Annotated in this window: 12 protein-coding genes and 1 tRNA gene; 5 read left to right on the top strand and 8 right to left on the bottom strand. The window is 36.2% G+C overall.

The window, feature by feature from the left end; translation table 11 throughout:
- Positions 1 to 26: 26 nt before the first annotated feature.
- From accC to rseP, 4 genes are all read right to left on the bottom strand, one after another.
- Positions 27 to 1,499, bottom strand: coding sequence for an acetyl-CoA carboxylase biotin carboxylase subunit (gene accC, locus B2Z27_RS13905; protein ID WP_286814091.1), 1,473 nt, complete (start codon positions 1,497 to 1,499; stop codon positions 27 to 29).
- 46 nt (positions 1,500 to 1,545) lie between these two features.
- Positions 1,546 to 2,025 (bottom strand): acetyl-CoA carboxylase biotin carboxyl carrier protein subunit, encoded by a 480-nt coding sequence (locus tag B2Z27_RS13900; RefSeq protein ID WP_286814090.1) that lies wholly within the window; start codon positions 2,023 to 2,025, stop codon positions 1,546 to 1,548.
- Between the two features lie 287 nt (positions 2,026 to 2,312).
- Positions 2,313 to 2,386 (bottom strand) — tRNA-Asn (locus tag B2Z27_RS13895).
- Positions 2,387 to 2,466: 80 nt separating this feature from the next.
- Positions 2,467 to 3,819 carry an RIP metalloprotease RseP gene (gene rseP / locus B2Z27_RS13890; RefSeq protein WP_058104352.1) on the bottom strand — a complete coding sequence of 451 codons (1,353 nt, stop codon included), beginning with the start codon at positions 3,817 to 3,819 and terminating at the stop codon, positions 2,467 to 2,469.
- 162 nt (positions 3,820 to 3,981) lie between these two features.
- Here rseP and B2Z27_RS13885 point away from each other — a divergent pair, with 162 nt between their 5' ends.
- From B2Z27_RS13885 to B2Z27_RS13870, 4 genes are all read left to right on the top strand, one after another.
- The gene (locus B2Z27_RS13885) at positions 3,982 to 4,665 is read left to right on the top strand and encodes an SCO family protein (RefSeq protein ID WP_286814089.1); all 684 of its coding nucleotides are present in this window, start codon (positions 3,982 to 3,984) and stop codon (positions 4,663 to 4,665) included.
- A gap of 106 nt (positions 4,666 to 4,771) precedes the next feature.
- The gene (locus tag B2Z27_RS13880; protein WP_286814088.1) at positions 4,772 to 5,017 is read left to right on the top strand and encodes a FeoA family protein; all 246 of its coding nucleotides are present in this window, start codon (positions 4,772 to 4,774) and stop codon (positions 5,015 to 5,017) included.
- Positions 5,014 to 7,206, top strand: a complete 2,193-nt coding sequence (gene feoB, locus B2Z27_RS13875; protein ID WP_286814087.1) for a ferrous iron transport protein B — start codon at positions 5,014 to 5,016, stop codon at positions 7,204 to 7,206. Before B2Z27_RS13880 ends, feoB begins: the two co-directional genes overlap by 4 nt.
- 257 nt (positions 7,207 to 7,463) lie before the next feature.
- Positions 7,464 to 9,002 carry a carboxypeptidase-like regulatory domain-containing protein gene (locus tag B2Z27_RS13870; protein ID WP_286814086.1) on the top strand — a complete coding sequence of 513 codons (1,539 nt, stop codon included), beginning with the start codon at positions 7,464 to 7,466 and terminating at the stop codon, positions 9,000 to 9,002.
- Here B2Z27_RS13870 and B2Z27_RS13865 read toward each other — a convergent pair.
- The gene (locus B2Z27_RS13865) at positions 8,999 to 9,385 is read right to left on the bottom strand and encodes a DUF423 domain-containing protein (RefSeq protein WP_058104357.1); all 387 of its coding nucleotides are present in this window, start codon (positions 9,383 to 9,385) and stop codon (positions 8,999 to 9,001) included. The two genes, B2Z27_RS13870 and B2Z27_RS13865, sit on opposite strands and share 4 nt — an antisense overlap.
- 69 nt (positions 9,386 to 9,454) lie before the next feature.
- Here B2Z27_RS13865 and B2Z27_RS13860 point away from each other — a divergent pair, with 69 nt between their 5' ends.
- Positions 9,455 to 9,862 carry a hypothetical protein gene (locus B2Z27_RS13860; RefSeq protein WP_210706461.1) on the top strand — a complete coding sequence of 136 codons (408 nt, stop codon included), beginning with the start codon at positions 9,455 to 9,457 and terminating at the stop codon, positions 9,860 to 9,862.
- A gap of 3 nt (positions 9,863 to 9,865) precedes the next feature.
- Here B2Z27_RS13860 and B2Z27_RS13855 read toward each other — a convergent pair whose 3' ends face one another.
- The 3 genes from B2Z27_RS13855 to B2Z27_RS13845 form a co-directional block, all read right to left on the bottom strand.
- Positions 9,866 to 10,288, bottom strand: coding sequence for a DUF2141 domain-containing protein (locus B2Z27_RS13855; RefSeq protein ID WP_071341003.1), 423 nt, complete (start codon positions 10,286 to 10,288; stop codon positions 9,866 to 9,868).
- A 25-nt stretch (positions 10,289 to 10,313) separates the two neighbouring features.
- Positions 10,314 to 10,754: a hypothetical protein gene (locus B2Z27_RS13850; protein WP_286814085.1), complete on the bottom strand. Its 441-nt coding sequence runs from the start codon at positions 10,752 to 10,754 to the stop codon at positions 10,314 to 10,316.
- Between the two features lie 63 nt (positions 10,755 to 10,817).
- Entirely contained in the window at positions 10,818 to 11,639 is an 822-nt protein-coding gene (locus tag B2Z27_RS13845) for a ZIP family metal transporter (RefSeq protein ID WP_058104361.1), read from the bottom strand.
- Positions 11,640 to 11,649 lie beyond the last annotated feature (10 nt).

The raw sequence follows: 11,649 nt of genomic DNA, 5'->3' as shown, positions 1-11,649 counted from the left end.
TACTCGTTCAAATCTTATTTGCAATTCTACACTCTACTCTTCTGCCAATTAGAAGAATTTTTGGACGGAACCTTTAAAACCTTTTCATTTTCCCTATACAACTTCAATGCTACCAAGGCCGCTATTCTTCTTTCTTCGGCATATTGCATTTCTAAATGTTCTGGCGAATAGTAGTTTTTAACAAAATGGGTGTCAAAATTCCCTGAAGTAAAGGCTTCATGTTCACAGACAAACTTTCCAAAAGACAAGGTTGTGGCAACACCCTCTACTTTATAATTTTCAATAGCCTTTATCATTAATTGGATAGCTTCTTCCCTGGTTTTACCATAGGTTATCAACTTGGAAAGCATGGGATCATAATAAATAGGCACTTCCATACCTTCTTCAAAACCGTCATCAACACGAATACCCTCACCTACCGGTACTTTATAGGTTGATAATGTTCCTATACTGGGCATAAAATCTGCCAAAGGATCCTCTGCATACACCCGCACTTCAAGCGCATGACCGATTATTTTTAAATCTTCTTGGGTAAAAGTCAACGCTTCTCCACGAGCTACTTTTATTTGTTGCTCTACCAAGTCGACCCCAGATATCAACTCAGAAACAGGATGCTCTACTTGCAACCTGGTGTTCATTTCCAAGAAATAAAAATTCTTGTTTTCATCCAACAAAAACTCCACCGTGCCTGCACCTACATAATCGCAAGCTTTAGCTACTTTTATGGCGGCTTCACCCATGGCTTCTCTAATTTCTGGAGTCAATACTGCGGACGGAGCTTCTTCCACCACTTTTTGATGCCTTCTTTGAACACTACATTCCCGTTCAAATAAGTGAACCGTATTACCATGGGTATCGGCAAGAACCTGAATTTCTATATGTCTGGGCGAGCCCACATATTTTTCAATAAAAACAGATCCGTCACCAAATGCCGCTTGTGCCTCACTTATTGCCCTTTGCATCTGCTCTGGTAAATCCTTCAAGTTTTCAACTACCCGCATTCCCTTACCACCACCACCTGCAGATGCTTTTATTAGTATAGGAAATCCTATTTCTTTTGCCACCTTTTTGGCTAAGGTAACATCAGTTATAGCCTCTTCAATACCGGGAACCATAGGAATATCATAATCACGAACCGCCTCTTTTGCCGCTAGTTTATTCCCCATCACTTTAATGGCATGAGGTTTAGGTCCAATAAAAGTGATCCCGTTGTCCTCCACCATTTGTGCGAAAGTCGCATTTTCACTTAAAAATCCGTAACCAGGGTGAATACCATCTGCACCTGTACCCTTTGCTGCGTTAATTACTTTTTCCATCACAAGATACGATTCTGATGAAGGGGCAGGACCAAGTAAAACTGCCTCATCTGCAAACTTCACATGTGGAGAATGACGGTCAACTTCAGAATATACAGCTACGGTTTTAATGCCCATTTTTTGAGCGGTCTTCATTATCCGTAATGCTATTTCACCTCTGTTGGCTATTAGTATTTTTTTCATTAAAACTTAATTTTCCTTTTATACAATGGTGGCTATAAGATTGTTTCTATTCCATTTCAATAATTAACTGCCCTTTCTCAACAGCATCATCTTTTTTAACTTCAACTGATTTTATTACGCCTTCGCCCTGAGCCAGAATAACATTCTCCATCTTCATAGCAGATAGTACCAGTAAAGGAGTACCCTCTATGACCTCTTGCCCTACTTCTACCAAAACATCCACAATTAACCCGGGCATGGGTGCTTTTACCTCGTTTAATTTTTGAGTGGTTACCGCCAGCAATCCCATCTTTTTAATTTGCTGATCATACTCATCTTCAAGTTTAACATCATAAATATTTCTGTTGATGGAAAGGGTAACGGTCTTGTTCAAAAAATTGGAATGAATTATTTCTACGTCAAAAGCGCTATTCTTATCTAAAACATGAAGCGTATTCTCATTGACCAATATACTATCTAAAGAATCTACATCACTAGTGCTACATTGTAATTCTTCTTTGTTTACGGTAATTAAGTAATTTGACATATTTGGATCTTATAAATACAATAGTTAAGTAAACCAAAGATATCGAAAAAGATTGGGGATGGATTTTGCCGTATTGAAATGACCTGTTCCGTTGATTATTTGAATAACAGGGATACTTATAATTTAAAATGGTATGCCGAATAGAACACTGAATCTCATATAATCTCGCGAAGAATTGATTTTATTTAAAAAAGTAGAAGTCTCGGTCAGAACGAAGCAAAGCACCGTAAACATTGACCAAAAACAAAAAATCCAACCTAAATAAATAGATTGGATTTCGTTTTTTGCTCCCCCTCTTGGGCTCGAACCAAGGACCCTCTGATTAACAGTCAGATGCTCTAACCAACTGAGCTAAGGAGGAAAATAACCCGTTTTAGTTTCCTAAAGCGGGTGCAAATATAGTAGTTTTTTGAAAGTCGCCAAACAAATAAATTATTTTTTTTATTTAAATATCGCTTTATAAACATCATTACCGTTTGCGAACAGTAAAAGTGCTATTAAAATAAAGAATCCGGTGATCTGTGCGTACTCTAAAAACTTATCGCTTGGCTTTCTGCCTGTAATCATTTCATAAAGCAAAAACATCACATGACCGCCATCTAAAGCTGGTATTGGAAGTATGTTCATAAATGCTAGAATAATCGATATAAACGCAGTGGTACCCCAAAACGCTGGCCAGTTCCAAGTATCTGGGAACATACCACCAATAGCGGCAAAACCACCCACCTCTTTATAAGCACCGGTATCAGGATTAAAAATTTTCTTCATCCCTTTAATGTAATCCGTAAGTGTCTTAACACCTTTGTTCCATCCGGCTGGGATAGATTCTATGAATGTGTAATCTAATTGTTTTACTTGAAAATAGCCTTCTTTTTCATATTCCTCTAAACTATCAAATCCTAATGAAACACCTATCTTACCATCGTCAGATATTTTAGCTTCTAATGGCAACTCGGTACCATTTCGCTTTACAATAACATTTACCGTTTTTCCTTTATTGACCTCTAAAATAGGACTTACTTGATCTAAATATTCTACCCTAGTTCCTTCAATTTCAATTAAAGCATCTCCTTTCTCAAATCCAGTATTTGCATTTGGTGAGCCATCTGGTATTGCATTTATTATAAAAGGACTTCTTTGACTTATAAAACGTGCATTCTCTTTGTTATTAGAAATAGTTTCAATAAAATCAACTGGTATTTCCTTTTCAATTTTCTGACCATTACGTTCAATAGTAATGTTCTCTCCATACACCACTTCTGGCACTATGCTGTTTAAAGACTCTATTTTTTTTCCATCAACTGCTAAAATTTTATCACCCGTCTGAACACCAAGGGCATCACCCAAGGTAGTATCCGTAACCCAAATACCGTCTTTTAAACTATCATTGGCAACATATTGATCTCCATAAGCATATGCCAGACCAATGAATATAACAACGGCCAAAATGAAATTTACCGTTACCCCGCCCAACATAATAATTAAACGCTGCCAAGCCGGTTTACTTCTAAACTCCCACTCCTTAGGTTCTTCTGCCATGGCTTCTTTGTCCATGCTCTCATCTATCATACCAGATATTTTTACATATCCGCCAAGGGGCAACCAACCAATACCGTATTCGGTCTCACCTATCTTCTTTTTAAAAAGTGAAAACTTTACATCAAAGAACAAGTAGAATTTCTCAACTCTGGTCTTAAAATATTTTGCCGGTATAAAATGCCCTAACTCGTGTAGTACTATTAATATTGAAAGGCTTAAAAAAAATTGAATTGTCTTTATTACAATGGGGCTCATCCTTATTTCGTGAAAATTAAAATCGCACAAAAGTACATTTTTACAACCGCTAAAAAAAAGAAACCCACTGACCTTATGGTATTTTATGAATAATTTATCAGCAAGACAGCTATATTTACTTGAAATCTTGACACCCCTAGCGTACCTTTGTAAAAAAATAGTATGCGGTCTTTCTTCGCAAAATTCAAGATTTTTGGAATAGTACTTTTAATACTCTCCGTCATAATCATATATTTATTCTATAATGCCCTACAGCCTGTAAAACTGTTGCCCGTGTATTCTCCTGCCATGGTAAACTCTGAACTGGTAGCAGAAGAAATTCAACATGTTAGAAAATACCATACCATTGCAGATTTTTCATTGACCAACCAAAATGGCGAGATCATTACCCAAGAAGATTACAAAGGTAAAATCTATATAGCCGATTTCTTTTTCACCACCTGCCCAACTATTTGCCCTATCATGACCAAAAACATGGTAGACCTGCAAAAGGCACTTGGCAAAGATTCTGATGTTATGTTGTTATCACATTCCGTTACTCCAGAGATCGACTCGGTTACACAGCTTAAAAAATATGCTATTGAAAAAGGGGTGGATGACAGGAATTGGAATTTAGTTACGGGTGATAAAAAACAGATCTATGAATTGGCACGAAAATCTTATTTAGCCGTTAAAACCGATGGCGATGGCGGACCATTTGATATGATACATACCGAAAATTTTATTTTAGTGGATAAGGATAAACGCATAAGGGGCTTTTATGACGGCACTAAAAAAGAGGATATGGATAAAATTATGGCCGATATTGAAATTCTAAAAAATTCTTACGACGAACTAGATAATTAACCGGGCTATTACCTGCCCAAGGCGAAACTAGTTTTAAGATGTAATAATTCCTTAATTGAATTATTTCATTTACTTTTGCCTTACTTATAATGAATCTAAATAAAGATTGGAGACTACAGTAGCACATTTAAAGAAAGGTCAAAGAGGAATCATAAAAGAATTCACTCAAGACCTATTGCCGATCAAGCTACTTGAAATGGGTTGTTTACCTGGTAATGAAGTAGAATTGGTACAGGTAGCACCATTAAAAGACCCAATATATATTAATGTCAACGGATCTCATATTGCCATTAGACGAGAAATGGCCTTACATATAGCACTTGATATTATTGATGACAATGCGGTTATATGAGCAAACAGATCAATGTAGCCCTTATAGGCAACCCTAATACCGGTAAAACATCGGTTTTTAATCAGCTTACCGGACTAAACCAAAAAGTTGGTAATTACCCAGGTATTACCGTAGAAAAGAAAGAGGGTATTTGCAAATTGCCCCGTGGTATCAAAGCTCACATTTTAGATTTACCAGGTACCTATAGTTTAAACACTACATCATTAGATGAAAGTGTTGCCGTTGAACTTCTTTTAAATAAGAACGACAAAGACCACCCAGACGTTGCCATTGTCGTATCTGATGTAGAAAACCTAAAAAGAAACCTTCTTCTTTTTACACAGATCAAGGACCTAAAAATACCTACCATTTTAGTCATTAATATGGCCGATCGTATGGTTCGTAAAGGGATTACCATAGATATTGAGTTATTGGAGCAAAAGTTAAACTCTAAAATTGCTCTGGTAAGTACTAGAAAAGAAACAGGTATAGATAGATTAAGAAATCTCATTGCAGACTATAAACTTCTACCAAAAAGCCAAAATGTAAATATTTCCGTCATAGCCCCAGATTATTTTGAACGACTTACAGAAGCTTTTCCGAAAGAGGATATCTATAAGTTATGGTTGGTCATTACCCAAGACGTGAACTTTATGCCGTTGAAAAAAACGTTTACAAAAGACACATCTTCCTTTACCACAAAATCAAAATCTGAGCTTAAACGTTTACAGCAGAAAGAAACCATATTACGTTATCAATTCATTAACGGTATTTTAAAGGAAACGTATAAAGTAGATGCCAATGCCGCCAAAGGATTTAGAGCCACTTTAGACAAGGTCTTGACCCATAAAGTCTTTGGTTATGCAATTTTCTTTTTAATACTGCTCACTATTTTTCAAGCCATTTATGGTTGGAGCGAGTATCCCATGGATTTAATTGATGGTTTTTTTGCATCGGCTACAGAATGGGTGAAAGATACATTGCCACCGGGAGTATTTACAAATCTTATTGCAGAGGGTATTTTAGCCGGTATTGGTGGTATCGTCATATTCATACCACAAATAGCATTCTTATTCTTATTTATAGCCCTACTGGAAGAAACAGGCTATATGAGCAGAGTAGTCTTCTTGATGGACAGGATAATGAGGCCCTTTGGATTGAGCGGTAAAAGTGTGGTTCCATTAATTTCAGGTACTGCATGTGCTATTCCAGCGGTAATGGCTACTAGAACTATTGAAAACTGGAAAGAAAGGTTAATTACTATTCTAGTAACCCCGTTCACTACTTGTTCGGCAAGGTTACCGGTCTACCTAATTATCATTGCCTTGGTCATACCCGAAGGCAGTTTCCTTGGATTAAGCTATAAGGCCCTGACCTTAATGTCGTTATATTTAATGGGCTTTGGAGCTGCTATTCTGTCGGCGGTAATCCTGAATAAGATCTTAAAAATTAAAAGTAGGTCTTTCTTTGTGGTTGAAATGCCCAACTATAAACTACCATTGATAAAAAACGTTGCCTACACCGTTCTTGAAAAAACAAAAAGTTTTGTTTTTGGCGCAGGTAAAATAATATTGGCCATATCTATTGTGCTCTGGTTTTTGGGCTCTAACGGATTCTCGGATGAATTTAAAAATGCCGAAACCATAGTAGCGCAAAGAATTAAAGAAAAGGGGTATAGCGCCAATAGCGAGGTTTACTTTGAAAATCAACAAGAACCACAAGCAAACACTCTTTCCATAAAAGAGAAAGCAGTGCAACAGCAAGAATTGCAAGAAAGAGCATTAAACCAGGAAATTGCCAGCTATAAATTAGAGCATTCCTATATGGGTTATATGGGCAAAGCCATAGAACCTATAGTAAGACCTTTAGGATATGACTGGAAAATAGGAATAGCCGTTTTAACATCCTTTGCGGCAAGAGAGGTTTTTGTAGGTACGTTAGCTACTATTTACAGCGTAGGCAATGATGAAGAGGAAACCATTAAAAATAGAATGGCTGCAGAAGTAGATCCCAAAACGAAAAAACCATTGTTTAATTTAGCTTCGGGCATTTCATTACTATTGTTCTATGCATTCGCTATGCAATGTATGAGCACCTTGGCGGTAGTAAAAAGGGAGACGAATTCTTGGAAATGGCCAGCAGGACAGCTAGTATTCATGAGCCTTTTTGCTTATATTGTAGCTTTAATAGCATATCAATTATTAAAATAATATGGACATTATACAACACATATTGGTTTACATAACACTAGCTATTTCCGTAGGGTATTTGGTAAATAAATTTTTGGTTCCTAAATCTATTTGGTCTGGCAAAAAAAACAACGCTAAATCCTGTGGTCAAGATGATTGTGGCTGCCACTAATCTTTGTTGATAAGTTAAAATAGCTATAAAAGACTCATAACAGTTTCTAAAACTGTAACGTTTCCTGCTTTTGTTCGTTTAGATTGCGTAGGAATAATCTAACACTATGAACAATAAACCAACCCACTTATTACTTTTTACATTTTTTGTTTTCACCATTTTAAACACTAATGCACAGAATTTAAGCGCCAACGTTTTAGATAGCATTACCCAACAACCTATTCCTTACGCCACTGTTCAATTAAAAGAAAAAGGAGTCATTACCAATGAAGAGGGCAATTTCAATTTTATCTTGAACGAAACCATACAAGAATCCGACTCTCTCATTATTTCCTCAATGGGTTATGAAACCCTTGCCAAACCTATTTCAGAGTTTACAAGCGCTAGAATATTACTTGTACCCAAAGCAATTGAACTAAGAGAGGTTATAGTATCCAATAAAAATTATACTGCTGACGAAATAATAGATTTTGTAGTTGAAAATCTAGACAAAAACTATAAGACCGACCTCACTAAAAAACGATTGTTCCATAGGTCATCTAACTTTGATAGATGGACAAAAAGTGATTTTAAAGTCAAAAAATCATCCATAGATATACTAAACCAACAATTTCTAGATAGTGTTATAACCACTGTACCCAAGGACAACAGTTATTATTCTGAAATTGTTGGCGATCTATACGGCAACCCACATGAAGAGTTATTAAAGTTAAATCTTTTAAAAGCCTCCAAACTATTTGATAAAAGCAAGGAACTTGATGCTGAAAAATTAGAGGAAAAATTCAATGAAATACTTCGTGAAAATGTTAAAGAAGGATCTTATTTCAAGATAAAATCCGGTTTGTTCGGTACAAAAATAGATGCCGAGGAGGTTAGCGAATTTCTTGAAGAAGATATTGACTCTACAGATGTGGCCGCTGCCAACGAACAGCTAGAGAAAAAGAAGAAAGATAAAGAGCTGCAACAGAAAAACTACGCCAATTGGAAAAAAAGTCAATTGAACAATATCTTCAATAATTTACCCACGCAAGAAGACAATGATCTAAACTTTATAGTAAAATCCAGAAAGTATGATTATACATTGCAAGAATTCACATATTTAGGTAATGATGCCGTTTACGTCATCTCTTTTAAACCAAGTGGATCAGCAGATTTTGAAGGAACACTATTTATAAATGCAGATGATTTTGCCGTACTGCAAATAGACTATAGCAATGTAAAGCCTGTTAAAAAATTCAGTCTTTTAGGGATATCAACAAATACCTATTTGTCCAAAGGAAAAATTATATATCAAAAAGATGCATTTGACCATTACGGCCTACGCTATTATGAGTCTGAAGTAGGTGAACGTATTGGCGTTAGAAGACCATTAAAAATCATTGAAAAGAATAAAATCGTAAAAGGCAAAAACAAACAAAATGAGCTATCTGGCGATATGGATTTTGTCTTTATAAATGTTGTTAAGAATGAATTGATCATTTTTGAATCTGATCAAATAGACCAAGCTACCTTTGATGGTTTTACAGAAAACAATGCCGTATCACCGACATATATGCCTAAATACGATCCTAATTTTTGGGAAGGCTACGCCATTATGGAACCCAATACAGCAATAAAAGAGTTTAAGTCAACCACCATTGATTAAATATAGTTCTTAACTATATTATAGAACAAAAGCCCCCAACCCGTTACCAAAAGCAAACCTCCAATTGGAGTAATAGGACCCAGTATTTTTATTTTATTTCCTTTGGATGCAGATATACACAATCCGTAAATACTAAAGGAAAAAAGAATGATTCCAATGATTATGCAATAGATAATTGCCTTTTCTAGACCAGTTTCTAGATTAAGGTTGAAACTTAACATCAATAGTAAAAGTGCGTGGTACATTTGATATTTTACTCCTGTTTCAAAACTATTCAGTTGATCTTCAGTAAACGTTTTCTTTAACAAATGTGCACCAAATGCCCCAAATACTACTGCTAATAATCCTAATAAGGCTCCTACCAATTGCGCAACTAATACCATAAAATTTTTCTTTCAAAGATAATGGCATCCATTTAATTGTATACCTTACATAAAACTAATTATCAAAAAATGAAAAAGTTTATTACTGTCTATGGTTTTATGCTTTTGATAATGACCGGCTGCGGATCATCAAAAAACACAAGTAATGCCAATAACGGTACATCTTCTTTAGATGTGGAATTGAGAGAAAAAAATAGGGCGAACTTTTCTCTACTACAACGTATACGCCAAAAGAGTGGCGTAGTCTTGCAAAACAATGTACCTATAATCAATAAGACCAGTAATTCCTTTGCCTCTGGTGGCAGTCAAGAACCTTTGTACGTTTTAAACAATCAGATAATTGGAAATTCTTTTCATTCGATCAACGAGTTAATAGATAGCTACAATGTGAAGAAAATAGTTATACTATCGGGTGCAGATGCTGCTGGTTATGGTACTCAGGGAGCCAACGGAGTAATCAAAATTACAAGCTATTAGTATTTACTGCAAACTAATATTCATTTGCATATTTGAATCTAGAATAAAGGCACACTCGGTATATTTTGGCGGACCAAACATTTTCATTTTTCCTTTAGAGAATGCTATTTGCTCTTTTGGAATACCCAACATGTTCGTATCTAAATTATTATTTCCGTTAGCATCATGAAATATAGCAATGGCATACTCACCATCGGGCAAGTTTTCAATATCAAAAACCGTCTTACCCTTCACAGCCTTTTCAGAGCCGGATTTATATACTTTATCAAACTTTAAAAAGGAACTTTCATCAGTATAAACGGCAAAACAGATATTACCTTCTTCAGAAGTGACCCCATCAATATTTAAACTAATATTATGCTGAGCAAATAGACCTGTAGACATCAATCCTAAAACAAATAGTACCAATAGATTCCCTTTTATCATGCCATATTACTTTAAAATCTACAATCTAATTAGGCGCGCTCAATGCCCCTATTTTTCCGCCGAGTTTCTGAAACAATTGTAAAGTTTGGACCGAGTCTTTTAGATTAAAATATACGTAAGTAGAATCTTTATAGACCAACTTAACTTTATGTTGTTCAATATTATCTACAAATACATGAACTTTCTTGTCTGTCAAAGAATCTTTAAACTCCCTAAAGACACCTTTCTCTTTTTCCAGCGCAGAAAAACCGTGCAAACGCTCCATTGGCGGTATTCTTTCAACCAACACCACACTATCTAGTTCATTTAATGGAATTTCAACATTATAAAACCCGGAACGAATTCCTAGGCTATTGTCATTATTACTTACCCAATTTTTTAAATGAAGTATTAAAATGAACGCGCAACAGATTACTGTTAGAATCAACACCACTGTCCATACCCAATTTTTCTTGGTAAAATGCATAAAGGTTTAAAGTATCAAGTTAACCATACTATTGCCTTAAACGGTAAAATTCAAATTAAATTATTAACCTAAACCAACATCTAGGGTCATCATGATGATGAAGCCACCAATGAAGCCCATGGTAGCAATATCAGTGTACTTATCTTGCTGTGTTTCTGGTATAACTTCCTCTACGACCACAAAAATCATTGCGCCGGCCGCGAAAGAAAGCGCATAAGGCAGTATAGGTTGAAAAGTAAGCACGGCCCACGCCCCTAATACTGCTGCAACGGGCTCTACCAATGCGGAAGCCTGACCGAACATAAAACTTTTTGTCCTGCTCAGTCCATGTCTACGTAACGGCATGGCAACGGCAAAACCTTCTGGAAAGTTTTGTAGACCAATACCTAAGGCCAAAGCAACGGCACCACCAATAGAAGCGCCATCAAAACCTGCGGCCACTCCCCCAAAAAGTACACCAACAGCTAAACCTTCCGGTATGTTATGTAATGTGATGGCCAATGTAAGTAAGGTTGTTCTACGCCAAGGTGTTTTAACACCTTCTGCCTCATCTTCCTTAAAATTAATATGTAAATGGGGCAATACTTTATCCAACCCAAAAATGAACAAAGCACCTAGCAAAAAACCTACTCCTGCCGGTATAACTTTCACAAACCCTTCACCTGGGCTCATTTCTATACCTGGCGCCAGTAAGCTCCAAAAACTGGCCGCTACCATTACGCCTCCAGTAAACCCCAACATTCCGTCTAAAACAGCACGGTTCATTGTTTTAAAAAGAAAAACCAGTGCCGCACCCGCTGCTGTGAGTCCCCAAGTAAACAATGTAGCATAAAATGCTGCCAGTACGGGATCTATTGATTCAAAATACGCTATAATTTCATCCATAATTCATATA

Origin of the sequence: Maribacter sp. UBA3344 (assembly GCF_002362375.1) — a bacterium.
GTDB lineage: Bacteria > Bacteroidota > Bacteroidia > Flavobacteriales > Flavobacteriaceae > Maribacter > Maribacter dokdonensis.
This window is presented reverse-complemented; position numbering and strand designations above follow the sequence as displayed.